This window comes from Vibrio sp. 1457 (genome assembly GCF_033340195.1).
In the GTDB taxonomy this organism is placed as follows: domain Bacteria; phylum Pseudomonadota; class Gammaproteobacteria; order Enterobacterales; family Vibrionaceae; genus Vibrio; species Vibrio alginolyticus.
The window spans coordinates 22,184-46,242 of record NZ_JAWOWA010000022.1 but is presented as its reverse complement, the minus strand read 5'-3'; the positions used below and the strand labels follow the sequence as shown (position 1 = coordinate 46,242).

General features: G+C 42.5%; 20 protein-coding genes and 1 riboswitch. Of the genes, 7 read left to right on the top strand and 13 right to left on the bottom strand.

What is annotated here, in order from left to right:
- Position 1: 1 nt before the first annotated feature.
- The 5 genes from R7Z41_RS18960 to metA form a co-directional block, all read right to left on the bottom strand.
- A complete protein-coding gene (locus tag R7Z41_RS18960) occupies positions 2 to 3,199 on the bottom strand; it encodes a response regulator (protein ID WP_225478171.1) in 3,198 nt (1,065 codons plus the stop codon).
- 156 nt (positions 3,200 to 3,355) lie between these two features.
- Positions 3,356 to 5,512 (bottom strand): GGDEF domain-containing phosphodiesterase, encoded by a 2,157-nt coding sequence (locus R7Z41_RS18955; protein ID WP_225478172.1) that lies wholly within the window; start codon positions 5,510 to 5,512, stop codon positions 3,356 to 3,358.
- Positions 5,512 to 6,441, bottom strand: coding sequence for a phosphate/phosphite/phosphonate ABC transporter substrate-binding protein (locus tag R7Z41_RS18950; protein ID WP_053303129.1), 930 nt, complete (start codon positions 6,439 to 6,441; stop codon positions 5,512 to 5,514). Before R7Z41_RS18950 ends, R7Z41_RS18955 begins: the two co-directional genes overlap by 1 nt.
- A 267-nt stretch (positions 6,442 to 6,708) precedes the next feature.
- Positions 6,709 to 7,434, bottom strand: a complete 726-nt coding sequence (gene pilW, locus R7Z41_RS18945; protein ID WP_225478173.1) for a type IV pilus biogenesis/stability protein PilW — start codon at positions 7,432 to 7,434, stop codon at positions 6,709 to 6,711.
- Positions 7,435 to 7,613: 179 nt separating this feature from the next.
- Positions 7,614 to 8,555: a homoserine O-acetyltransferase MetA gene (gene metA, locus R7Z41_RS18940; protein ID WP_158159640.1), complete on the bottom strand. Its 942-nt coding sequence runs from the start codon at positions 8,553 to 8,555 to the stop codon at positions 7,614 to 7,616.
- A 340-nt stretch (positions 8,556 to 8,895) separates the two neighbouring features.
- Here metA and R7Z41_RS18935 point away from each other — a divergent pair, with 340 nt between their 5' ends.
- The 3 genes from R7Z41_RS18935 to R7Z41_RS18925 all read left to right on the top strand — a co-directional run bounded on the left by R7Z41_RS18935 (position 8,896) and on the right by R7Z41_RS18925 (position 11,112).
- Entirely contained in the window at positions 8,896 to 9,282 is a 387-nt protein-coding gene (locus tag R7Z41_RS18935; RefSeq protein ID WP_005377791.1) for a DUF6559 family protein, read from the top strand.
- Positions 9,283 to 9,405: 123 nt separating this feature from the next.
- Positions 9,406 to 9,741 (top strand): DMT family transporter, encoded by a 336-nt coding sequence (locus tag R7Z41_RS18930; RefSeq protein ID WP_169644527.1) that lies wholly within the window; start codon positions 9,406 to 9,408, stop codon positions 9,739 to 9,741.
- Positions 9,742 to 10,161: 420 nt separating this feature from the next.
- Complete coding sequence (locus R7Z41_RS18925; protein WP_085569628.1) at positions 10,162 to 11,112, top strand: LpxL/LpxP family Kdo(2)-lipid IV(A) lauroyl/palmitoleoyl acyltransferase; 951 nt, start codon at positions 10,162 to 10,164, stop codon at positions 11,110 to 11,112.
- A gap of 70 nt (positions 11,113 to 11,182) precedes the next feature.
- Here the strand turns inward: R7Z41_RS18925 and R7Z41_RS18920 are convergent, their stop codons facing one another.
- A complete protein-coding gene (locus tag R7Z41_RS18920; protein ID WP_005377788.1) occupies positions 11,183 to 12,655 on the bottom strand; it encodes a carboxypeptidase M32 in 1,473 nt (490 codons plus the stop codon).
- Between the two features lie 223 nt (positions 12,656 to 12,878).
- On the opposite strand from R7Z41_RS18920, the gene R7Z41_RS18915 reads away from it, so the two are divergent.
- The gene (locus R7Z41_RS18915; protein WP_017820932.1) at positions 12,879 to 13,514 is read left to right on the top strand and encodes a LysE family translocator; all 636 of its coding nucleotides are present in this window, start codon (positions 12,879 to 12,881) and stop codon (positions 13,512 to 13,514) included.
- A complete protein-coding gene (locus tag R7Z41_RS18910) occupies positions 13,514 to 14,080 on the top strand; it encodes a threonine transporter RhtB (protein ID WP_318136395.1) in 567 nt (188 codons plus the stop codon). The genes R7Z41_RS18915 and R7Z41_RS18910 overlap by 1 nt, the downstream gene beginning before the upstream one ends.
- Before the next feature lie 118 nt (positions 14,081 to 14,198).
- Here the strand turns inward: R7Z41_RS18910 and R7Z41_RS18905 are convergent, their stop codons facing one another.
- Positions 14,199 to 15,575, bottom strand: a complete 1,377-nt coding sequence (locus R7Z41_RS18905; RefSeq protein WP_225478174.1) for an alanine/glycine:cation symporter family protein — start codon at positions 15,573 to 15,575, stop codon at positions 14,199 to 14,201.
- A gap of 123 nt (positions 15,576 to 15,698) precedes the next feature.
- A riboswitch (glycine riboswitch) is annotated at positions 15,699 to 15,798 on the bottom strand.
- A 527-nt stretch (positions 15,799 to 16,325) separates the two neighbouring features.
- Between R7Z41_RS18905 and R7Z41_RS18900 the strand changes: the two genes are divergently transcribed.
- Together R7Z41_RS18900 and R7Z41_RS18895 are read left to right on the top strand one after the other, a co-directional pair.
- Positions 16,326 to 16,484, top strand: coding sequence for a hypothetical protein (locus R7Z41_RS18900; protein WP_005377784.1), 159 nt, complete (start codon positions 16,326 to 16,328; stop codon positions 16,482 to 16,484).
- A gap of 31 nt (positions 16,485 to 16,515) precedes the next feature.
- The gene (locus tag R7Z41_RS18895) at positions 16,516 to 17,250 is read left to right on the top strand and encodes a chromosome segregation ATPase (RefSeq protein WP_017820934.1); all 735 of its coding nucleotides are present in this window, start codon (positions 16,516 to 16,518) and stop codon (positions 17,248 to 17,250) included.
- Between the two features lie 89 nt (positions 17,251 to 17,339).
- Here the strand turns inward: R7Z41_RS18895 and R7Z41_RS18890 are convergent, their stop codons facing one another.
- From R7Z41_RS18890 to proV, 6 genes are all read right to left on the bottom strand, one after another.
- Complete coding sequence (locus R7Z41_RS18890) at positions 17,340 to 17,723, bottom strand: hypothetical protein (RefSeq protein WP_005377782.1); 384 nt, start codon at positions 17,721 to 17,723, stop codon at positions 17,340 to 17,342.
- A gap of 99 nt (positions 17,724 to 17,822) precedes the next feature.
- The gene (locus tag R7Z41_RS18885) at positions 17,823 to 18,188 is read right to left on the bottom strand and encodes a VOC family protein (RefSeq protein WP_005377781.1); all 366 of its coding nucleotides are present in this window, start codon (positions 18,186 to 18,188) and stop codon (positions 17,823 to 17,825) included.
- A gap of 146 nt (positions 18,189 to 18,334) precedes the next feature.
- Positions 18,335 to 20,284 carry an LTA synthase family protein gene (locus tag R7Z41_RS18880; RefSeq protein WP_318136394.1) on the bottom strand — a complete coding sequence of 650 codons (1,950 nt, stop codon included), beginning with the start codon at positions 20,282 to 20,284 and terminating at the stop codon, positions 18,335 to 18,337.
- A gap of 194 nt (positions 20,285 to 20,478) precedes the next feature.
- Positions 20,479 to 21,486 (bottom strand): glycine betaine/L-proline ABC transporter substrate-binding protein ProX, encoded by a 1,008-nt coding sequence (gene proX / locus R7Z41_RS18875; RefSeq protein WP_005385703.1) that lies wholly within the window; start codon positions 21,484 to 21,486, stop codon positions 20,479 to 20,481.
- A complete protein-coding gene (gene proW / locus R7Z41_RS18870; RefSeq protein WP_005377778.1) occupies positions 21,479 to 22,564 on the bottom strand; it encodes a glycine betaine/L-proline ABC transporter permease ProW in 1,086 nt (361 codons plus the stop codon). The genes proX and proW overlap by 8 nt, the downstream gene beginning before the upstream one ends.
- Positions 22,565 to 22,568: 4 nt before the next feature.
- Positions 22,569 to 23,756: a glycine betaine/L-proline ABC transporter ATP-binding protein ProV gene (gene proV / locus R7Z41_RS18865; RefSeq protein ID WP_005377777.1), complete on the bottom strand. Its 1,188-nt coding sequence runs from the start codon at positions 23,754 to 23,756 to the stop codon at positions 22,569 to 22,571.
- Between the last annotated feature and the right edge of the window lie 303 nt (positions 23,757 to 24,059).

The window sequence follows — 24,059 nt, the reverse complement described above, 5'->3', positions numbered from 1 at the left end:
CCTACATTGCTTGTTCAATTTGATACAACAGTTTTTCTTTGCGCACAGGCTTTGGTACGTAGGCATCCATTCCTGAATCAAAGCAGCGTTGAATATCATCATCAACGACGCTTGCTGTTAATGCGATAATGGGCGTCTTAGCTAATCCTTTACTCGCTTCATAAGCTCTAATTTGCCTAGAAGCTTCGAACCCATCCATTATGGGCATCATGCAATCCATCAAAATAACATCAAACTTTCCATCTTTTTGGAACATTTCGACTGCAATTTGCCCGTTTTCAGCGACTTCGAATTGATAACCTGCTTTAGATAGCAATAGAGAAGCCACTTTCTGGTTTACTCTATTATCTTCGACAAGCAAGATACGTTCGGAGCGAATAGGCGTTACCGTTGCTTCTGGTTGCTTAGAACTTGCAGGTAGTTCATGAGTTGTATCGGGAGTAGTGTTCTCTTGGTGTGGTTCAGCATGCGTCGTGTTGGAAACACGTAACCCAATTGCCTTATCTAACTTCTCTTTAAGCAACCCTGCTTTAAACGGTTTGGGCACATAGTCATCCATTCCAACGTCAAAGCATTTTTGTATATCGTCATCGACCACACTTGCCGTTAGAGCAATAATCGGAATTCTGGAAGCGCGTTTTTCTTTTACTTCTATTTGACGAATTATTTGGGTGGCTTCAAATCCATCCATTACGGGCATCATGCAGTCCATTAAAATTAGGCTGTACTGATTCTGTTGAAATTTCTCAACCGCTTCTTGTCCGTTTACTGCGACATCAAAGTCGAAGCCAGCTTTTGTGACGTGTAGCCCCGCGATTTTTTGATTGACCGTATTGTCATCAACGACCAAAATTTTCGGCAGAGATTTAACATGTTGCGCTGAAGTGCTCTCTTGTTGTGCGTGCGAGAAATTTGCCGCACAACTTTCAAGTGCTTTAATTAAGCGCTGCCCTAGTAGTGGCTGAGTGACCAAGGCGCTGATACTGTTTCTAAAGTCGAATTGTGGGCTATGAAGGTGCTTGATGAGGCAGACACGAATGTTTCGTTTACAAAGGCTTTCTATCTCATCGATATGCATCGCCGCTGCATTTGGTGATGCTTCTACATGAATAACGATAACGCGCTCGTTATCAATCCACGTTGGCAACGCACTTAAGGTATCTACTGACTGCGTTATATTGATGTTGAAAAAACTTAACTCGTTACGCAGTTTTTGTTCTAGTTGAGTACTGCTGCATACAATCCATATATCGTTGTGATTCAGAGCGTGATAAGCGTTAAACTCTTGTGTCACAACAGGAGCAGTTAGTTCAAAGAAGAAGCGACTGCCTTTACCTTTCTCGGATTCAAGTTGAATTTCTCCACCCATTAGCTCAACTAATTGCGTGCTAATGGCAAGCCCAAGTCCAGTTCCCCCAAATTGTCGGGTAGTAGAGTTATCCTCTTGGGCAAATGGAGCAAATATTTTCTTTTGCTGCTGGGCATCAATACCAATCCCAGAATCTTTAACGGAAAACTCGATGACCGCTTCACCATTTTTATTTTCGCGGGTGATGACCGATAGCTCTACACTGCCTTGTTCGGTAAATTTTACCGCGTTAGACATGAAGTTCATGACAACTTGGCGTATACGATGGTCATCCAACATTACGTGGTAAGGCGTGTTACGGCTAATGTTGACTTGCACATCGATGCCTTTTTCCTTTGCTTTCGGTGAAATGATAGAAGCAATGTCATAGATAGACTCTCGAACACAAGTTGAATGTGGACTAATGAGCAACATCCCAGATTCAATTTTTGAGAAGTCTAGAACGTCATTAATTAAACTCAAAAGCAGTTGGGAGGAGGTTTCAATCGTATCGACGTAATCGCGTTGTGTGGCAGTCAGGGAAGTATCGGATAAGACTTCAGAGATACCAATAACGCCATTTAGCGGCGTGCGGATCTCGTGGGACATGTTGGCCAAAAAGCTACTTTTGGCTTTACTCGCCTTAATTGCATCATCTTTTGCTTGTTCTGCATCTTCTTTTGCTTGTTCTGCATCTTCTTTAGCTTGTGTGAGCTTTAGTCTGGACAACGTCCGCTCATCACTAAGCTTTTTTACCTCTCGAGCAAACTTACTCAGCTCGTCTTTACCCTTTATTAGTTGAGCAAGAGGTGAATTTTCAGTGTTACTTTGTTCATTGCTTTCGTTACTGAGAAATTTGAGGACTAGATTCAAGTTTCCAGTAACTTTTCGCACCAATCTTAGCGTTAAACTTACGACCAACAGCGTTAAAAGGCTCATCATTGCGATAAAGGTAAAGCGGTGCTGTGTCGTCGTGTTGATTGTCTTTGATATATCATCACTCAGCTGCTGTTCCATTTTGTCGTCAACACTTTGTAATAACGATAAGCGTTTGTTGAGTGCAGATAACCCCGCATCAATCTCATCCGGGGTTAATGATTTGAGTTGAGCTGGTTGCAATAAATAAGCACGAAACTCTTGGCTTTTGATAAAGACTTCACCCGTAAACGTCTCAATGAGCAGATCTACTTGTTGTTGATTGGCATTTAGCGTCACAAAACGCTCTAGAAATAGTTGTTGGTTCTGGATTAAAGATTGGATAGAAGCCTGTGTTGTGAGGTCATACTCGTTATTTTCCTCTGAAGATCGAATCAAATATTCGCTTAATCTATGTTCTTCAGTGGACCAAAACATCAACCATTCAAGTTGCATCAAAGAAGAAAGGTGAGTGTTTGTTTCATAACTCACATTTCTAAAATAGACTTTGTCTAAGCTCATGAGGATTTCTTTGAACGTATCAGCGCGCCACTCTGCCGCATCTAACTTTTCTTCTTGATTTTGCGAAGAGAGCATCGAGAGGGTTGCTTCCTCAAAGCTTGTCAACTGGTTTAGTATCTCAGCGTTTTCACCGAATACTGGTGCAGCGGTGTCGCGTAACAATTGAGATATCTGCTGAGTTTTTAGTTGCTTATCTATTACATCAGGGTTATTCGGTAGGTGATAAAGCGAAGATACGCGGTCGATGTAGACAGAGAATAACTGTGCTTTTTGTAGTTCCTGAGCCTGGATAGAAAGGCTTTGTACATGTTTACCCGCGAGGACAAGCAACAATAAAATTGGCAGCAAAACCAACCCAAATAGCTTTTGTTTTACCGACAGGTTGTTCCAAGAAAAGATTCCTACCACGCGCATTTCCATATCCAAGAAGTTGATATGAAAAGTGTAGTTTATTTATCTCAGATGTTAGATTTTAAGAGAAAATTCATATTAATGAGGTGGGGGAAGTGTGACCGATATTGCATTACGAGTACTAACGCGCTAAGCGGCAATAGTTAACAAAACGGCGTTCTAAGCAAAGTGATTGACGCTTTGAGCGCCACTCCCTCGTTGGTATTCAAATGCAATCAATTCCTCAGCAGGTACAGGCCTACCTAAGAAAAAGCCTTGTACGACGTCACAGTGGAGAGACTCCATTCGTGTGAGTTGAGTTTGAGTTTCTACGCCTTCGGCTACTACTTTCATTCTTAGGTTGTGAGCCATGGATACAATCGCGCGAACTAATGAATCGTCTTGATCGCTTTTTCGGATTTGAGCGATAAATGAACGATCAATCTTGAGCCCGTCAAAAGCCATATGTTGTAGGTAGGCAAGGGCTGAATACCCCGTACCAAAGTCATCTAGCCAAACTTCCACTCCGATACTTTGTAGTTTTTTAAGCACATATTGAGCTTTCTCTGTATCATCAATAAAAAGTGACTCTGTCACTTCAACATGAATGGTTTGAGGGGCGACATCATGTCGTCGTAAATACTTAGAAAATAATTGACTTAAATCTTGGCGATAGATTTGTCTTGGGGACAAGTTTAATGCAATGTGAAAATCAGTACCGAAATGTTCTGCCCACATTGCCCGCTGAGCAACTGCCGTCTCAATGATATGTTCTCCAAGCTCCAATATTAAATCACTTTGCTCTGCGATCGGGATAAACGATTCTGGACTGATATAGCCTTTTTCGGGATGATTCCACCTAACCAATGCTTCGACCCCAATTAGGCGATAGGTTTTTAGATCAAATTGTGGTTGATACCACAGCTCGAATTGAGACAAGTCACGTACTGAACGACGCAGTTCTCGTTCTATGTATAAACGTTGTTTAATCGTTTCATCAAACGTGGAATCGTATATCGTCATAATGTCTTTACCGCGTCTTTTAGATTCCTGCGCCGCAAGAGAGGAAAGCTGTAAAAGAGACTCAGCGTTTGAACCAAATTCTGGATACACAGCAATTCCGAGGCTTGCCGTAATTTGAATATCGTTCTCTTCCAAACTAAAGGGAGAGAGTAGTTGGCGATGAATATCGTTCGCTTTTTCTCTAGCTTCATGATTGTCCGAGCACGGAAAGGCCAGTACAAATTGATCCGCACCTACTCGACTTACGATGGTAGAAAGGCGGTAAAGCGGCTTAAAATAACTCGGCAAACGGCCTTGAAGCTCTGAGGCAAGATGGCCTAGCAATTTATCCCCAATGTTATGTCCATAGTTATCGTTAATGTGCTTAAAGTCATCCAAGTCAATAAACACAACCGCGAGTGAGGGGGATTTGTGGTCAGTTATTTGCGTTTGAATATCAATGAGTAACTTTTCTCGGTTTGGCAGGGAAGTCAGAATATCGTGGTACGCCATGAACTCAACTCGGCTGGTGTATCGGTTCACTTTGTTTGACATTTTGTTGTACGCCGAAATAAGTTCTCCCACTTCATCTTTGCTTTGTATGTCGGTGACTGGCAGCGCTTGGGTATTTGACTCTGAAAATTGATCTTTTAGTTGCTTGAGTGGCTTAGTTAACGACCGCCCCAAAGCATAAGCGATGATGCTACCGAATAGAACGGATATCCCACTGATCGTTAGCAGCAAGTTAAACATCTTCTGTTTATCGTTTGAGGTAATCGCTTGGACTTGTTCAATGTTCTGTTCTTTCTCTTCCAGTAGATGTATCAAGTTAAGCTCAAGATATACCGCCCCAAGAGTAATATTTGATTGCTGAATCGGCGCTGCGATCTCCAACTGATGCTTGGAAAAGGAAACGAGAGTTCTGGATTCTTCTATTGCTTTCAAAATAAAAGGAGAGCGGTGATGAGGTTGGGCAAACATCCTTAGCTGAGTAGTGCCGTCGTGAAAGATTAGCCCTTCATTGTCAACAACATGTATTTTCGAGACATCTGGCTGGCTCAATGTTGCCTTAATTTGCTCATACGCTTGACTGATATTGTCTGTATAGAGTGGATCAAAAAGCTGTTTTGATAATAGCTCTGCATAAACCAACCCTTTTTGCTTAACGTAAGATTCTGTTTTTTCTTGAGAGTTGTTCGTGATTTGTTGAGTTAAGCTATTTGAATATGCATCGTAACCGTGCATGTATAACGCAAGATTTATCACCACAACAAACAAGACAACGAACATTGTCGAGCAAATGTATTTGGTTTCGAGTGAGAGCTTTTTAAACATCAATCCACCTTCGGTAACAAGTGAACTGACTTGCGCACTGTACTTAAGGAGGCTCGCATTTCTGGAGTAAGCGCGCTGAATTTTTTGGTGTTCTGAAACTTTTTAAGTGCGAGAGAGCCTTCGTGAGTTGTATCCATATCAAGCAGTATGGACGTGATTTTACGCTGTTGCTCTAGGCTCATGCTTGGAGAAGCGAGAATTAAATCCCTGGGTATTTCAACAGAACGAGAAAAAATCGCTAGTTTGTCTTTCATGTTCTCTGGCAAATCTTTGGGATTGTTCCAGTTGAAGTTACTGAATGCTCCTGCTGCAACTCTCTGTTTATATACCCATACAGATAGGTTGATTTCATTTGACTGAGCGAGTTGCTCATCAAGGAATAAATAACCAATACTGTCTTTGGCCGGTTTGTCATCAGGAGAGGGAAGGTATTGCAGTTTTTCTCCGTGGTTCAGCAATGTAATCGCAGGTAGGTAATAGCTGCTGGTAGACGTGCGCTTTTCGAAAACAAGCGTTTTTCCGCGCAGGTCAGAAAGTGACTCAATGCCACTCTCTTTATTAGTAAAGAACACCGTATGATATTTTTGCAGGCCTTTTTTCCATCGTATAGCAAGAACTTGGCTATTAGACTCCTTTTCTAAGGTCATCGCATTAAAGGGGGTCGCCGTTGCAATTTGAACGGTGCCATTTTCAAGCGCAACCGCGAGCTGACGATAATTTTTAAATACCTTTACCGCCCCTTTTGCGTAACCATATTCAGTCATATTTTCAGTTACATACTGAGTAAGGGGCGTCGCTTTTTTGATTTTGCTTTGGGCTTTATTGGACACAATGCCAAATGTGAATGTTTTCTCAATATTTTCTTGTGCACTGACGACAAAAGGTGAACTCAGCAAAGTGAGTAATAACAGAGTGCAGGCAGGTTTCATCCGGCTTCAACTTCCTTCTGGTGCATGTCAGTAATATTTAGTATTTATCAATGTGCCGAAATCAATCTTAAAAACAGTATGATGTACAAATTTCGTTGTGTGCGCACTTTTTATAATGTGACTTGGTCACTTATTCCGTTCAAATAGTACCGAATTTGACGTTTATGTACAGGATGAATGTATCACCGTGAGTCTGAATTCACTGGATTCTTGGTCAAGCGCTGTATTGGCGGTGAGCTAATGCGCCTTATGTATCGCTATTTTGTACTAAGAAAATTTTTCCAACTGTTTTTGATACTTTTTCTCGAGAGCTTCATTGCCTGCTGCGCGTTCAAGTTGAATCATGAGTTGCAAAGAGGGCTTCTTCACGCCATACATTTGATTGAATCTCATTAATCGAATTCTAGCTTCAGTATAATCACCGCTATCAATTTCTATTTTAGCGAGTTGCAAAATCGATTTTGGTCTATGGGGATCATGATCGATAGCTCTAGTAAAGTAGTATCTCGCTTTGTCTTTATCTTGTGATTTTAGCGCACAAAAAGCTGCATTCTCATAGCTCGCTGGAATAAGGTAGTAATAAGGCTGCTCAATGGCTCGATTAAACATCTGATCGGCTTTTTCGAAGTCACCTCGCTTGCAAAGAAAAGTACCGTAGTTATTGAGCACATTTCCGTTTTTAGTGTGTTGGCGTAGAGAGCGTTTATACATCTGTTCGGCTTTAATATCTTCACCAACCGTTTCGTAGTAGTGAGCGATAGATAATTGCGCGCGATAGTATTGAGGTGCGTGGTTTAAGGCTTGTTGTAAGTTATCATGCGCGCGAATCATGTTACCGCCGTCTAAATAACCTAAGCCAAGTGCGATACGTGATTCTGCCATTGCCACAGGATCGGCTTTAACGACAGGGCTTCCATCTTCTTTCACCGTCACGCAACCCACGAGTGCAAACTGAGACAATAATATTAGTGCACCGAGCTTTGCTGTTTTCATTCTTTATCCCTACATCCCTGAATCTTTCTGCATGATATGAATTACTTAGCAAAAACCTATTGAGGAAAAAACACTATGCGATCAGGTTTGCAAACTGTTATGAAAAAGCCGCCATATGGCGGCTTGGTTCACATATTACATTTCGGTAATGATGAGTGCTTTGTTTGCTTATTTTGAAGCTAATCGTCTTTAGTGAAAGCATCTTCACTGAAGTGCTCGAGGTCGTACGGTGTTTGCTGATAAACACAGTAGTTCAGCCAGTTTAAAAAGAGAAGGTGTCCATGGCTTCTCCAGCTTGCAATTGGTGGGTTATCTGGGTTGTTGTTTGGGTAATAGTTGACAGGAATAGCGGGCTCCATACCTTCGCTTAAATCTCGGATATATTCATTATGTAAAGTGTGAGAATCATACTCAGGGTGTCCTGTGACAAAGACATTGCGCTTGTCTTTTGTGGTGGCCAAGTACACACCTGCGACATCCGATGTCGCTAAAATGTCTAAGTCAGTATGCTCTTCTAGAAAGTGAGGCGAAAAATCTGCGTAACGCGAGTGAGGAGCCAAAAACGTGTCATCAAATCCGCGTAAGATAGGGTGAAACTGATGATGGATTTGATGGTGATACACGCCTGAAAGTTTTTCTTTACGCGTTTTTTTAGGTAGATCGTAGAGTAGCTTTAGTCCTGCTTGCGCAGCCCAGCAAACATAAAGAGTGGATGTCACATGATCTTTTGCCCACTCCATGATGGTTTTGAGATGATCCCAATAAATGACATCTTCAAATTGCACCAAACCTAATGGAGCCCCAGTAATGATCATGCCATCGAAGTTTTTATCTCGCACCATTTCAAATTGGCGATAAAACGTGTCTAAATGTTCAGTTGGCGTATTTTTACTCGGGCGGTTATCAATGCGCAGTAATTCGACGTTAACCTGTAGTGGGCTGTTTGAGAGTAGACGCAGAAACTGAGTTTCAGTCTCTATTTTTTTTGGCATCAGATTAAGGATCAGCACTCTTAAAGGACGTATTTCCTGACTCGCTGCACGCGTTTCACTCATCACGAAGATGTTTTCTGTCCTTAATACATCGGTAGCTGGTAATTGATCTGGAATTCTAATTGGCACGACTTTCTCTCCCTAAGCATAGTCAATCTAGACGTCTATACTTCTAAAGCTAACTTAATTAAGTTTAGATGTCGATACGAAATCCGACTTTTCAATCTACTCTTTACATTATGGTAAACCGTACTCGGGGTTGTCACACAATTGTGACTAAAGCAGAGTTTCTGATGAGATAGGTTTGAAACGCAGTGTGTACTATTTGCTGGTAATTATGCGATCACGTTAATATGTGAAGGTGACTTCGTAGTAAGGAAGTCTCAAATTAATGAGCCATACTAAAAACAATCAGCTCACCATTTTGCATTAATGTGCATGTTTGGAAACATCGTCAGTGGAGGACATTATGTTCGGTATTTTCAAGAGAAAGACAAAGATTCAGAGCATCGCTCAAGAAGTTCCTTGCGTGCTACTGCATTCGTTTGGTGATAAAGACATTTATACGCCGGAAGAGATTGATCAAGCTCTTCAAAAGCTGGGTTATGATAAGAGCAAGGATATCAGTCATTATCAGTATGCGTATGGAATGTTTGCCGATGAAGCCTCTTACGAGCTCCTAGAACTAACGGATGAGCTAGGTAATTATGGTCATTTCCAACGTGAAGTAGGTAAGATGCTACTCAATACACCTGAGCCGATTGATATGCATATCTACTTTGAAATTTCTCGTCAGCACCAAAACGTCAGCCTTTCACCTGGTCATCAAAAAGTAAGCGAAAGTGATGGTGTGTAAACATCGTTAGTGGTATTCCATCGTGAGATGAGTTGGGTATAATGCGCGGCCTAATTATCCGGACATGTTGTCGGTTACATTTCTGTTGAGCGTTAATGCCTTATGTTCAAAATGCTTGTCTCTATGCCACCAATGTTGGCGCTGTCGATAGCGATTGTATGTGAAGTGATTGCCACTTCTTATATTCCCAAAACAGAGCAATTTACGAAAGTAATGCCGAGCACAGTCGTTTTGATTGGTTACGGCATCGCTTTCTTCTTGCTTTCCGTCACAGTGCAAACAATGCCTGTCGGGGTTGTTTATGCCATATGGAGTGGTGCTGGGATCGTTTTGGTTGCGACGGTTGGTTACTTTGTTTACGGACAGCGTCTAGACTTACCAGCCCTAGTTGGTATTGGGTTTATCATCGCTGGTGTGTTGATCGTAAATTTATTATCCAAAACAGTAGGGTACGAATAACGCCACTCTACTTGTTAAGTGAATAAGAAGCCGCAGCGAGAAATTGCTGCGGCTTTTTAGTGCAAATTCAATCGCTAATGGCGAGTATTGATATGATGTCTTATTGTTGCATTCATCACGGTCGCATTATGTGATTGAAAAACAGGCATTATTTAGCGCATTGAAAATACAAAGTTATGTTTCTTCAAACTTTAGGAAAGGGCAGTAGATAAATCACTCCGATAGATGTTAACGTGGCGACTCATCTTCACTGCTTTTTCATTCCCTACATATTTCTGCAAAGTTCTTATTGTGTAGTGTGTCGAAGAACCATAGAATCCGCGCGCTTTAATTTATGTTATTAGCGTTATCAATGATAAAAGTGCAGTCCATTATCATTGTTTTTATCACTTATAGATGGGCACATCTGACAATACTTACATGAACAAATACAAAAAGCCTGCATTCAAGGCCGAATTTCTTTTGCCTCGTTACTGGGGAACGTTAATTATCATTAGCGTGATGTACTTACTTAGCCTCCTTCCTTTTAAAGTTCAACTAGCTTTGGGACGCAACATTGGTCGTTTAGCTATGCGACTCATGAGAAAACGTCAAGTTACGATCAGACGCAATCTTGAGCTTTGCTTCCCTCATATGGAAAAATGCCAACGCGAAGCAATTCTAAAAGACAACATCGACAATACTGGCATCGCACTTTTTGAGACCGCAATGGCATGGTTTTGGTCAGATAAACGGGTAAACAAACACGTCACGATAAAAGGCATGGAGCATCTAGAGGCTTTAGAGAAGTCAGGCAAAGGTGCATTAATGTTGGCCGTACACTCAATGAATCTAGAGTTAGGTGCTCGAGCTTTTGGCATTAAAAAGTCTGGAACCGGTGTTTATCGCCCAAACAATAATCCGTGCTTTGATTATTTTCAGTATAAGGGACGCTCTCGCTCTAATCGTACACTGATTGATCGTAAAAACGTCAAAGCCATGCTTGAAGCACTTAAAACGGGTGAGCGGGTTTGGTATGCACCGGACCACGATTATGGTAACCGACGCTCGACATTTGCACCGTTATTTGCCGTTAAAAATGCTTGTACTACGACAGGTACAAGTTTGTTGGTTGATTCTACAGATTGCGCCATTGTGCCTTTTACGATGGTAAGAGGAAAAGACGGACACTATACCCTAACCATTAGTGCGCCCGTCGAAGGTTTCCCGAAAGAGGATCATCAACGCGCCGCCGCATTCGTGAATCAAATAGTTGAAACATCAATCATGGCAAGTCCGAGTCAGTATATGTGGCTTCATCGTCGGTTTAAAACTAGACCAGAGGGTGAGGACTGTTTGTACAAGCCTAGGCTCATCCCTAGCTTGGCATAACACATAGAGAGCCTACAAAAAGCCCAAGGAACGTACGAACCTTGGGCTTTTACTTTCTATTCTTTTCGCTTTATAAGTAGCGATCTTTTAGGTGAGCTTGAAAGTGTTTAGCATTCAGTGTTTCACCCGTGGCTTGTTTTACCAACTCATCAGTGGTGAATAAGCTACCTTTACTCCAGATGTTTTCCGAGAGCCAATTGAATATCGGAGCTAAGTCGCCAGAACGAATAACCGCATCTACATCGACGGTTTGTTTCATTGCTGCCATAAATTGTGCAGCGTACATCGCACCGAGCGTGTAGGACGGGAAATAGCCAAAACTTCCATCTGTCCAATGGATATCTTGCATACAGCCATTTTTGAAGTTTCCTTCGGTTGATAGCCCCAAGTACGCTTTCATCTTTTCGTTCCAGAGTTCTGGTACATCTGTATGTTTGATTACGCCGTTCATGAGATCTCGCTCAATTTCATATCGAAGAATAACGTGAGCAGGATATGTGAGTTCGTCAGCATCTACGCGAATAAAGCCTTTTTCTACGCGAGTGTAAATTTTGGCTAAATTGTCTTTTTCGAATTCACTACCAGAAAAATGGTTAGAAGCCAGTCGAGCGAGGTGATCGATAAACGCGCTGCTTCGTCCTATTTGCATTTCAAAGAAGAGTGATTGTGATTCATGAATACCCATAGAGCGAGCTTCTCCCGCGGGTGTTCCTGATAAATCTTTTGGTAGCCCTTGCTCGTATCGAGCATGGCCAGTTTCGTGGACAATCCCCATCAATGATTGGACAAACTCGTTTTCATTATAACGTGTCGTAATACGCACATCTGTCGGTACACCGCCACAAAATGGGTGGGTACTCTCATCAAGTCGACCGTGTTCAAAATCGAATTGAAGCAGTTTCATGACTTCCAAACCGAGCGCTTTTTGCTTTTCCGCAGGGTAGTGTGCAGTTGGCAATAAGATGTTGTCTGATTGTTGTTTTTCAAGCGCTTCATCGATCAAAGTAGGAAGCCAGGTTTTCACGTCAGCAAAAAGAATGTCTAACGACGCAGACGTTGTGCCAGGTTCATAAACATCGAGCATGGCATCATAAGGAGTCGTGCCATTTGCTTCGGCTCTAATTTGCGCTTCTTCCTGCGATAGCTTTACGACTTCAGCCCAGTTCTTTTCAAAACCAGCCCAGTCATTTTCTCCACGTTGCGTACGCCATGCATGTTCACATTTGGAGCCAGCAAGAGATTGAGCTTGAACTAATGATTCTGGTAGTAAGTTAGCTTGCTGCCACCCACGCTTCATTTCTCTTAGGATAGATTTTTCTTTTGTAGACAGCGTCTCTTCTTCTGCCTGAGCGAAAAGCTCTCCCAAGTGCGGTTGAGTCATTAAAGAATGGATATGTACATCGAGCTCTGCCGTGGCATTCGATCGTGCTTCAGCGCCACCAGGTGGCATGACCGCTGCTTGATCCCAATCTATGATGGCAGATAGATGCTCAAAATTTGCCACTTTTTTGGAATGTTCAACGAGTTTTGTAAATGCGTTCATGTGACTACTCTTATTCTTTTGTTCTTTCCCTAAACACCCGATAACGGGTCCTTCATATGGTGTTGCACTAAGCAACCTGCGTTAATTTACTAATAATTAACAATTAACTCCAACCCATTGTCCATAAACTCACCCAGTTGTATAGCTCTCTTAAAAAAGAAGCTTGCGAATCTTGTGGATTGGCGGTATTGATGAAGGATTGACAATTAATTATCACGATAATATGGATATTTTGAATTTCGAGGCATTTATTATTGCCATTACGATTTTAACGTTAACGCCAGGTTTAGATACTGCACTTGTTATCCGTAACACTAGCCGATCGGGCCTAAAAGATGGATGTACAACCAGTCTAGGGATTTGCTTTGGCTTATTCGTACATGCTTTTTTTTCTGCGGTTGGTATCTCGGCGATTCTTGCGCAATCTGCAGAGTTGTTCCAAATCGTAAAAATGATTGGCGCAGCTTATCTTATCTGGCTTGGTTTGAGCAGTTTAAAAGCGCTAATGTCGTCGAAAGATGGATTGACCGTGACCGAGCAGATTCACGAAGTGTTTAATGGTAAGCGCTCTTTTAGAGAGGGCTTTCTTTCTAACGTCTTGAACCCGAAAACGGCGGTCTTCTATTTGGCTTTCTTGCCACAGTTTGTGAATCCAGAAGGTTCACCCTTGCTTCAATCAATGATGATGGCATCTGTACACTTTGCTATTGCGATGGTTTGGCAGTGTGGTTTAGCTGGCGCGCTTAACTCGGCTAAAAATCTACTAAAGAATGCAAGCTTTATGAAGTGGATGGAAGGCGCGACGGGCGCAGTATTAGTCGCACTTGGTGTGAAGTTATTAATTGAAAAACCCGTTTAATGCTTAATATTTATCGATTGTTGATACTACTCGCTGTATTTATTGTGGGGATAGGTGCCGCTGTTGCTTGGCATACGTGGCCACAAGTACAGTTTGCGCAACGCGGCATGATCTGGTCTTGGCACTGGGGCTACTTCGAGCCTTTTGCTAATGGAATACAACAAACGCGAGCTCAAGACACTAAACAGTTATTGCTCAGGCGTGTGTATTTGCATGACGCTATTGTCGTTTTTGTTTCGACAACTATGGACAATAAATTTGAGGTCGACGTTGTAAAAGAGCAAACCTGTAAACCTAAAACGACGACTTGGGCTTCGGTCTCTGTCAATCATCAACGTGTCAGGCATGTACCTATGGTGTGCGATGCGTTTGGGCAAGGCTACTTTTATCGCTACATCGGGAAACATCTGGAATCGATTGAGGTTGGTGTCGGCGACTCGTTTGTAACAGAAGCATTTTTAGACTGGCCGCTATCAGAGTTGAAAGCGGATCAATTCAAGCAAAAAAATGCGAAGTTTTTTGAAGAACGTGGAGAAAACGTTGAGCATCAATGGTTGAGAGATTAACCATTTAACCGAAGATAAATAAAGCCCGCTAAATAATAGCGGGCTTTATGTTTTTACCATTTCTAATGTGCTTTGCTCTCCGTTACTGGTAGTTTGTGACCGAACAGCTGTCGTTTCACTAAGCTTTCACTGCTTCAACTTCACCTGATTGCGATGTTGAGCTAAAGAACAGTTTGGTTTCTGCCAGTACGACGTGACGCAGTGCGATCAAACCAATCAGGTTAGGAATTGCCATCAGACCGTTTACGATATCAGCCAGTAGCCAAATCATATCGAGGTGAAGGAATGCACCAGATGCCACCAAGCCAACGAAAATCAGTTTGTATGGAAGCACAGCTTTAGTTCCGAACAGGAACACAACGCAACGCTCACCGTAGTAGTTCCAACCAAGAATGGTGGTAAAAGCGAAGAACATCAAACCGATTGAGACGAGCATAGGGCCAAATGTATCTGCATTTAAACCCACCGCAAAAGCATGAGTCGTCATCGCGGCGCCTGCTAGGTCACTTTGCCATGCACCGGTCAGGATTAGAGCAAGGCCTGTCATGGTACAAATAATGATGGTATCGAAAAAGGTACCCGTCATTGAAATTAGGCCTTGTTTAACACAAGAGTCTGTCTTCGCTGCTGCTGCTGCCATAGGCGCGCTACCCAAACCTGATTCATTTGAGAACACACCGCGAGCGATACCTGATTGGATTGCCAGCATGATGCTTGCACCTAAAAAACCACCAGTCGCTGCTGTTGATGTAAAGGCTGAAACCAGCACTAATTCAACGGCATTGAACAATTGGTCTGCATTCATGATGATCACGCTTAAACACGCCAACACATAAAATACAGCCATGGTAGGAACCACTTTTCCTGCAACGTTAGCAATGGATTTGATGCCACCCAAAGTTACGAAAGCAACCAAAAGAGTTAGTACAAAGGCAGATAGCTCACGGTTAACACCAAGAGATATCTCACTTGCATCCAGAATCGCGTTTACTTGTGGAAACGTACCGATACCAAAACAAGCAACACCCAAAGCAAACACTGCAAACATGATCGCGAGAGCTTTTGAGCCAACACCGTATTGCAAGTAATACATTGGGCCACCAATCATTTGGCCTTTATCATCGACTCTTCGGTACTTAACCGCCAACAAACATTCGGCGTATTTAGTCGCCATTCCGAAAAGGGCAGCGAGCCACATCCAGAATAGAGCGCCTGGTCCACCGAGTTTGATTGCTGTGGCAACACCAACAATGTTACCAGTACCAATTGTTGCTGAGAGCGCAGTACAAAGAGCTGCAAAGCTAGAAACGTCACCTTGAGTATTAGATGACTTATCTTTACTGAATACCATCGCTAGCCCTGTAGGGAGGTGTTTAAACTGGATCAAGCCAAGGCTAAAAGTGAAGTAAACACCTGTACCTACTAGCAAAATAAGCAGCGGTGGACCCCAGACAAAATTATCGATGGTTTGTAGTAAAGATTGTAGGTTGTTCATGATTTCCCCTTAATAAAACAACTAATAAGGAGAAGAGGGAAAGGACGAGATCAACGATCTCTAAAAGAACTAAGCTATTGGTTGTAGGCGGGAAGGCCAAGCCAAAATAGTTAGGTTGTAACTTTCCACTCCTCTGTCCTTTTGCCTGAGAGTTTCACCTTGCGTGAGTGCAAGACTTGCTCCTTCGGCGACCGATTTAACGGTTCTCTCCAGAGGTTCCTCCAACTACAGTCCCCGCTACCTAGGTAGCACCTGAAATAGTTAATTCTTCGGCGAGTTATGCTAATCAAATGTTAAAATTTGATTAATAACCACTCTCCTGCAGTCTTCATCGGAACAATTACTCAATTAAATGAGTAAAGGTTAGTTAATGATGCTGGTCATCATTAACGTGTGAACTCTATCATGTTTTTGGTCCATTTCAACACCCTATGTCAATTTATTTTCAATGAAATAACCTCATCTATTTTCATGAAGGTATGTTTGCCAATCTTTTTGTGCGAGTCACGGCATAAATAAAATCTATTGGGTTAGGGAATGGAACCCAAAAACACTTCAGAACGATAAATGTGTTTCGATCGTTACGACATAAGTTATTCAATTAAGAACACAAAATTGATGAAAATCGGAGCACTTATTTTAAAATCTACGCTAAGTTGACCTTATGGTACGTATAAATGGGTTACAATGAATCTTTGTGAAACAGTCTACGGACCTAGGCAGTTTTTCATGAGTGGACAAGGAGGCGGTATGACCAGATTATTAGCCATTGCGGTGTTGATTGCAGTAGCATTTGTGCTGTTTCGTTATCGAACCAATGAAAAAGTCCAAAAAGCGACCGTTATAACATTAATTGGCGCATTTCTGATTTATACAGCATCAATTATGTTTGCGGAATTGATCCGCTAGCAAAGTAAAAGAGTCCTTGGAGTAGTATACGGTGAGTTCTCAGAACAAAATGGAAGAGCAAGACGACGTAGTTGTCATTGAAGAGCGTGACAAACGTACGCATATCTATATCGCAATCGCTGCGGTGTTAGGCTTGGCATTTGGTGGCCTTGTTGGATCGGTTGTCACTGCGAACAAGTGGGAATCGACTTACCACGTATTAGAAGAAAAGTATCAAGCACTAACGCAAGATAAAACCCAGTTGGCATCTCAAGTAAAAGTGCGTGAAGAGGCGCTTGACCAAGAAATACAAAACCAAGTTAGTGAGTTACTCGCCGCGAAAGATGAAGCTCATCAGAAAGCACTTAAGAAGTTGCAAAAGCAGTTGACTGAGGTCGAGAAGGTCAACTTGTCACTAGAGTCTCAATTGAAGCAGCAGGCAGATAAGATCAACACGACGAAGTCAGAAAATGAGAAGTTGAGTCGTCAAGCGGATATGCAAGCGACTATGTTTGAGCGGTCCCGCGAAGTATTCCAGAAAGAGCTAAAAATTTCGCAAGAATTAGAGTCTCTCGAGAAAGAACGGTCGAAATTATTACCTAAGATTGAGAAACTCAAGAAAGAGTGTGACGTATTTTTAGAAGGCAAATCTTGGGACGTGAAGTCGGACGCGTGTGATAAACATGATGAAGCTAATTCACGACTAAGTCAGGTCGATCAAATGATTGAAGTCTATAAAATGGACCTCAAACAAATCAAAGCAATAACGGAAGATATCGGCCTTTAAGTCTTTTGTATCCGGTTTTGAAAAGCAAAAGGAGCTCTTTAAGAGATCCTTTTTCGTTGTTAGCTATGACTTTTAGCCTGTCGCGTATATTAGATTCGTGAGGCGTCATAGCCTGAGGCGAGCAGGAGCTCTCGTTCGTGTTTAATCAGCTGAGCTCGATCTTCAATTAGTTCATTGAGTGCTTGAGATGGCTTACCTGCTAATGCTTTGAACGAAGCAAAAGATTCCGCGGTGTCGATTTTATCAATCATCTGACTGATGACATTACGAGCCTCACACGGGTTACTCGTCGTTGTAAAGTATTCTACTTGCTTTGCTGCCGATTTCATCTCAGTTAATAGCTCAAGCGGGCTACTTTCTTTGGCTACTGCCATGTAGTTATCCAGCACGCGCTTTGCATAAAGCAGTTCTTTGAGGGGGATATCTCTTCCGCTCTCGATTAGGGATTCGCTAAGGATCATACTTGAGCTCATGGGCATTCCTTCTTATTACTACGCCGCTTTTGATGTTTCCTTGAGTCTAATTTATTGAAGTCACATTGGGAATGGGTAAAAAGCATTTTTAACGCATTTTTATTCATTTATGAAAACGCGAATGCGATGCTTATCTGGATCGATAGCCATAAAATTTAACCCATACACTGATGTCGCTGGTGGTTGAACAAACTCAACACCTAGGTCTTTCCAGCGCTTGTAAATGCGCTCTAGCATATGACTATTGGGCACCGATAAAGACAACTCGGTGCCACCACCTCTAATTCCGCTGTAGGGTGAAAGATTATCTCTTTGCTTGAGTGTCAACGTTAAGCCTTCGGTCAGTGGAATAGCGGCGAAGGTTGGAGACAACTGCGTGACTTTGCGTTCGAACAGTTTCGAATAAAAAACTTGGCTTATGTGGATGTCCTCAACGTAGAGAACGAATGAATTGATAGTCAGCATGGTTTGTTCCTTAATCAATTAGAAATAGTAGGGGCAATCTAACGGAAAGGAACGACAGGAGTTGTCAGTAGAACATTCTCGAAGGTAAGTGACAGAATAAGAAAAAGGAGCCGTTTAGCTCCTTTTTATCAGCGGAATCATTGGTATTAATGAGTGTGTTTGGAAGAATACCAGTTGTTTTGATACGCTTTAGATGCAAATAATGCGTTTGCTTTTGCACGCTCGATAATAGATTCGTCCACCTCTAGCGGCTTCATGGTTTGGTCTTTAAAGTCGTACGCCAGGGTCGATATCTTTTCACCAGGGGAAAGCACAACGAGATTGTCGCGCGTTAAATAACCAAAGTTTTTGTCGTATTGCATCATTGCGCGTTCATCTTCGCGAGCCAGTGGCTTCGTTAAATCACGACCAATCATCGGTGTTTTAGCATCTACCCCAATCAGAGATAACAGTGTAGGCGGCATGTCTATGTTGTTTGCTATGCGGTCATCTTTACGTGGTTGAATGCCTTTACCAAGGATCAATGCTGGAATGTGAAAGTGCTTAACTGGAACAAGGTTAGCGCCAGAAACACGTGCATCATGATCTGCAATTACAATGAAAATGGTATCATCCCAATAAGATGACTTTTTCGCCTTTTCAAAGAAAGTGCCCAAAGCGTAATCGGAATATTTAACGGCGTTGTTACGCGTCATATATTCTGAATCGTATGGCTCAATTTTGCCTTTTGGATACTCATAAGGGCTATGATTACTTGACGTAAAAACTAAGCTAAAAAAAGGTTTGTCGCTTTTTGAAAGGCGTTCAAACTCTTCGTTTGCTTTGTTATATAGATCTTCATCACTAACACCCCAAGAGCCAACAAAGCTTGGGTTGTTATAATCGTCTTCTTCTACTATTTGATCAAAACCGTTACCAAAGAAGAAAGTTTTCATGTTGTCAAAGTTGGCTTCACCGCCGTAAATAAATTGCGTGTGATAGCCTTGAGCTTTCAGTAAGTCCGCGATGGTAAAGAAACCCGTTTGGCTTTTACTCAGCTTCACTACCGCGCGAGACGGAGATGGAGGAAAGCCCGTGGTTACGGCTTCAATTCCACGAACAGAACGAGTACCAGTGGCGTACATTTGTGTGAACTGCCAACCTTCCTTCATGAGTTCATCAAGGTTTGGTGTTAGAGGCAAACCACCCAAAGCACCGACAAATTGGGCGCCTAAGCTTTCTTGTAGCAAAATCACTAAGTTTTTATGTTTACCTTGGTAAGTCGCGGGGTTACTGTTCATGGTTGGGAGTAATGAAGGGGTGAAGTCGGACTTTGTTGATGAAGTGCGAACTAATTCCAACATCTTTTGAGTGTCCATTTTTCCGTAGAACTGCTCAGCACTCTTTTCTGACTTCATGCTATTAACCGCAAACAACAATGAGTAAGATGAGTTCAGTGCTAAGTCGTTAAGCAGTGGATCGTTAGAAAAGGCGACCATAGCAGGATTTAGCGGGCGGTGACCTAAAGATGAGCGAGCACCAGAAACCCCAAAAAGAACAACGAACAGTGCCAATAGTGGTCGCCATTTCCAGTTGACCTGCTGCGCCTTATCGGTCAGTTTCTTACTCCACTTCCAACCTAAAGTGATGGTTAAAACTGTACCTAACGCACCAATAAACAGTTCTAATTTGTAGCCAGTCCAGAGCATACTCAAGACTTCTTTTGGGTAGATTAAGTATTCCACAAACAGGCGGTTTGGACGTAGGTCGTATTCCTGAATGAATGGCGCTGTTGCGAGCTCCATGTATACAAGCACCCAAAGCCCTAAAACCATCCATATGCGTAATATTCGCTTCCAACACTCTCCCATCTTACCGGTTAATGGCATGAAGGTTGAAAACAGTGCTGGAAGAATAAATAACCAGCAAAGCGTTGCAATATCTACGCGCAAACCTTGACCTAGGATGTAAATTAAGTCGTTTAGAGAGTCAATACGGTCAATCTGCCAAAAAGCTAGAAAAACTCTTGAGATAGACAGAAATAGAAGCGAAAACAAAGAAAAGGCAGCAATTGGCTGCAAAGGCCCCCACACAGAGCTCCTTGATAAGTTTTTCATATTTATTCGAATAGTTTAATTGTTATGTTGTGTTGTTTTTAGCAAAGCAAGCGTGAAATAAACGTGAATTATAATGTGGGTTTATGGTCGAGTAGTGTAAGTGTTGGTATGTCTATGTAAGGGGGAGGGGCGTTTGTGTAAAAAAAGAGCCAGTTGATAACACCAACTGGCTCTAGAGGTTGATAAAGGCATGATTACATTGCGGCTTTCTTCGCTTCTTCGACCCATGCGTCGAACTTTTTCTGGTTCGCTTTGATCCAGCCATTTACATGAGACTCGATGTCCGCTGAGCTGTTCTTACCTTGGCTCATCATCATATTCTGAGCACTAACATCATTGATATTTAGTTTGATGATTTCAAACAGCTTTGCAGCAGCAGGGTTGTTTTCTGTAAACTCTTTATTGGCAACGATGCGCATAGAGTTCATCTCGAAGCCGTAGTTCTTACCGTTCTCTAGTGTCGTATCAATGTCCTTACGCTCACCAGGAAGTGAAGAGAATGGCACTTCTAACCACACAACATCTTTCCCTGGAACTAAAACGCCACTTACCCAGTACGGTGTCCAAGTGTAGTAAAGAATCGGATCGCCTTTTTTGTAACGTGAGATCGTATCAGCGATAATCGCTGCGTAGTTACCTTGGTTGTGTGTTACTGTGTCACGAAGTTTGAAAGCATCCAACTGATGCTCAACAACCATTTCACAACCCCAACCTGGGTTACAACCAGTTAAGTCCGCTTTGCCATCGCCGTTTGCATCGAATAGCTTCGCCAATTTTGGATCTTTTAACTGACCAATGTTCGTGATGTTATATTTTTCCGCGGTTTTCTTATCGATCAAATAACCTTGCGCAGCACCACTTACGTATTGGCCTTTACGGAAGAACTTATCATCACCGCCAGACATCGTGTACTTATCGGCGTGAAGAGGGAACCAACCAACCGCTAAGAAAGTAGCATCACCTTTAGCAATAGAGGTGTAGCCTACGTTGTAGTCCACTTCTTTGGTCGGTTTAACATCGTAACCAAGCTCTTCAAGTGCGCGGTTTACGATCAACGTTTGAAATGTTTCTTCTGCAACGGTTGATTGAACAGGCTGAACAGTGACACCTTCACCCGGTAGTTCACTTGCCACACCATAAGTTGAAAATGCGATAGTACTTAGAGCTCCAACAGAGAGCGCTTTCTTCCATGAATTATTCATTGATGTTTCTCCTAAGTTTTAGATCGTCTTGGTTCGTCTTTGTTTTCAGTTTTAATAGGTATGAAACAGGACCTGTGTGATACCAGCGAAGTTTAGTGTTGCCCGCATTAACCCCTAACACCTGGGTGATACGGTCTAACAAAATCGCAAGAATAACGATGCCTAAGCCACCAACGGCAGCAAGACCCATATCAAGTCGGCCAATACCACGAAGTACCATTTGGCCTAAGCCGCCAACAGCAATCATTGAAGCAATCACTACCATAGAAAGTGACAGCATTAAGGTTTGGTTTACACCTGCCATGATGGTTGGTAACGCCAACGGTAACTGGATGCGATAAAGCATCTGTTTTTTGTTTGCCCCGAAAGAGTGGCCAGCTTCGATAAGCTCTTCAGGTACTTGCTGAATACCCAAAATAGTCAGGCGCACAACGGGAGGCAGGGCGAAAATGATCGTTACTACTACGCCAGGAACGTTACCAATACCAAACAACATAACAATTGGCACAAGGTAAACGAACGCGGGAGTCGTTTGCATTGCATCTAATATTGGCCTAACAAATTTGGCAGCGGTTTGGCTCCTTGCCAACCATATCCCCATTGGTAGCCCTATAAGCAAACAGAAGAAAACGGCGGTTAACACCAGTGCTAGCGTTGTCATCGCTTGTGACCACGCACCAATTAGGCCGATGAAAACAAGGGATACAAGAGTAGAAAAACCAAGTTTTACATTGGAAAACTGCCACGCTAGCAAAAATAAAATGAGTACCATTATAGGCGCAGGTGTAGACACCAAAGCAGTTTCAAACGACGTTAGAATAAAGTCGATTGGAACTCGTATTGCTTGGAAAACAGGTCGACCATGTTCCACCAGCCAGTTCAAACCGGATTCTACCCAGCTATCGAGGGGTAAAACCGCATCTTGGAATGGGTTCATAATATCGAATGGCGCTTGCTCTACAGTTTCTGAGTTGAGCCAATCATTACTTGGCGCGGCCTCTGTACCTTGCGACCAAGGATCATCTTGCGCAGGAGCAGTATTTGACCAGGGATCATTGTTAGTTTGCTCTGAAGACATCGTGTTAATCCTTATCTAGTGTTTGTAGAAGACGTGATTTAGTCACGACACCAAAGTAAGTTCCTTTCTCATCTACGACAGGCACGGCATAAGGAACACCAGCAACCAGACCCAAAATGTCATTAATTGACTGATCAGGCTGAAGAGTAACTTCATCCGGTAATTGAGCACTGGCTAACGAACGGTTTTCTTTATGAGCCAAACGTAGTGAATCAAGAGATACGATGCCGGAATATCGGCTAGATTTATCGACGACAATGCCGTAATCACGGTCGTGATCCATCAGAATCTGCATCGCAGAGCCTGGACCGTCATTTTCCGATTTCTTAAAAACAGCCGCTGGCTTCTTGCGCGCGATATCTTTTGCTGTCAAGACACTTGCGATGTTTACGCCGCGGAAAAACGCTTCGACATAATCATTTGCTGGACTGTGTAATATTTCATCAGGTGTACCAACCTGAACAACCTCACCGTTTTGCATGATGGCGATACGGTCGCCAATGCGCATTGCTTCATCCAAATCATGAGAAATGAAGACAATTGTGCGTTTGTCATCGTTCTGTAGACGAATAAGCTCATCTTGCATCTCAGAACGGATCAATGGGTCTAAAGCGGAAAACGCCTCGTCCATTAATAGGATGTCTGGATCACAAGCTAACGCTCTCGCTAAACCAACGCGCTGTTTCATACCACCGGATAATTCGTCAGGGAAAGATTCTGCATAAGGGTCTAAACCCACTCTTTCTAAGGCGGAAAGGGCACTTTTCTGACGCTCATTAACGTCGATGCCGGCAAGTTCTAAACCAAAGGCGGCATTTTCAATCACCGTCATGTGTGGCATGAGTGCGAAACTTTGAAACACCATTGAGATATTATTACGACGAACTTCTCGAAGTTCATTTTCGGAGATGTGGGCGATATCTCTTCCTTTGAGATAAACACTGCCTTTAGTCGGCTCAATGAGCCGGTTAAGAAGTCGAACAAGGGTGGATTTCCCGGAGCCAGAAAGGCCCATGATTACGAAAATTTCCCCTTCATTTATGGTGAGAGATACATCGTTTACGCCGACTGTTAAACCTGTCTGTTCAAAAATACCGTCTTTATCGACGCCTTTGTCGATAAGCGAGAAGGCTCTCTCTGGGTCTTCTCCAAACACTTTATACAGTCCCTTAACTTCCAGTATGGGATCCATGTTATCTGTCCTTTTTCGTGTGTTTATAACTGTTTAACGATTTGTACTCTAATTAATTTTAGTTCAACTTTCAACGAAAGGGGGTTGGTTAACTAGTTCTGCCGTGCATAGAGAATTCGTTGAGCAAGGTATGTTCAATTCTTGTTTTTTATATTTAAAACAATTGCTTGTGATGTGTTTTTATTCGCTGTAACGTTGCCCTGACGTAGGGTTGAATTTATTTTGAATTTTTTTGTACATTTCAACTCAACTCGCTTGCATAGATATGAGCCGTGATAGCTTAGAACTCTACATATAAAAAGG

What these genes read in the sequence shown, in the direction of transcription:
- R7Z41_RS18960 (WP_225478171.1), bottom strand. Translation starts at nt 3,199, where the DNA reads ATGCGCGTGGTAGGAATCTTTTCTTGGAACAACCTGTCGGTAAAACAA.
- R7Z41_RS18955 (WP_225478172.1), bottom strand. Translation starts at nt 5,512, where the DNA reads ATGTTTAAAAAGCTCTCACTCGAAACCAAATACATTTGCTCGACAATG.
- R7Z41_RS18950 (WP_053303129.1), bottom strand. Translation starts at nt 6,441, where the DNA reads ATGAAACCTGCCTGCACTCTGTTATTACTCACTTTGCTGAGTTCACCT.
- pilW (WP_225478173.1), bottom strand. Translation starts at nt 7,434, where the DNA reads ATGAAAACAGCAAAGCTCGGTGCACTAATATTATTGTCTCAGTTTGCA.
- R7Z41_RS18935 (WP_005377791.1), top strand. Translation starts at nt 8,896, where the DNA reads ATGTTCGGTATTTTCAAGAGAAAGACAAAGATTCAGAGCATCGCTCAA.
- R7Z41_RS18930 (WP_169644527.1), top strand. Translation starts at nt 9,406, where the DNA reads ATGCCACCAATGTTGGCGCTGTCGATAGCGATTGTATGTGAAGTGATT.
- R7Z41_RS18925 (WP_085569628.1), top strand. Translation starts at nt 10,162, where the DNA reads ATGAACAAATACAAAAAGCCTGCATTCAAGGCCGAATTTCTTTTGCCT.
- R7Z41_RS18920 (WP_005377788.1), bottom strand. Translation starts at nt 12,655, where the DNA reads ATGAACGCATTTACAAAACTCGTTGAACATTCCAAAAAAGTGGCAAAT.
- R7Z41_RS18915 (WP_017820932.1), top strand. Translation starts at nt 12,879, where the DNA reads ATGGATATTTTGAATTTCGAGGCATTTATTATTGCCATTACGATTTTA.
- R7Z41_RS18910 (WP_318136395.1), top strand. Translation starts at nt 13,514, where the DNA reads ATGCTTAATATTTATCGATTGTTGATACTACTCGCTGTATTTATTGTG.
- R7Z41_RS18905 (WP_225478174.1), bottom strand. Translation starts at nt 15,575, where the DNA reads ATGAACAACCTACAATCTTTACTACAAACCATCGATAATTTTGTCTGG.
- R7Z41_RS18900 (WP_005377784.1), top strand. Translation starts at nt 16,326, where the DNA reads ATGACCAGATTATTAGCCATTGCGGTGTTGATTGCAGTAGCATTTGTG.
- R7Z41_RS18890 (WP_005377782.1), bottom strand. Translation starts at nt 17,723, where the DNA reads ATGAGCTCAAGTATGATCCTTAGCGAATCCCTAATCGAGAGCGGAAGA.
- R7Z41_RS18885 (WP_005377781.1), bottom strand. Translation starts at nt 18,188, where the DNA reads ATGCTGACTATCAATTCATTCGTTCTCTACGTTGAGGACATCCACATA.
- R7Z41_RS18880 (WP_318136394.1), bottom strand. Translation starts at nt 20,284, where the DNA reads ATGAAAAACTTATCAAGGAGCTCTGTGTGGGGGCCTTTGCAGCCAATT.
- proX (WP_005385703.1), bottom strand. Translation starts at nt 21,486, where the DNA reads ATGAATAATTCATGGAAGAAAGCGCTCTCTGTTGGAGCTCTAAGTACT.
- proW (WP_005377778.1), bottom strand. Translation starts at nt 22,564, where the DNA reads ATGTCTTCAGAGCAAACTAACAATGATCCCTGGTCAAATACTGCTCCT.
- proV (WP_005377777.1), bottom strand. Translation starts at nt 23,756, where the DNA reads ATGGATCCCATACTGGAAGTTAAGGGACTGTATAAAGTGTTTGGAGAA.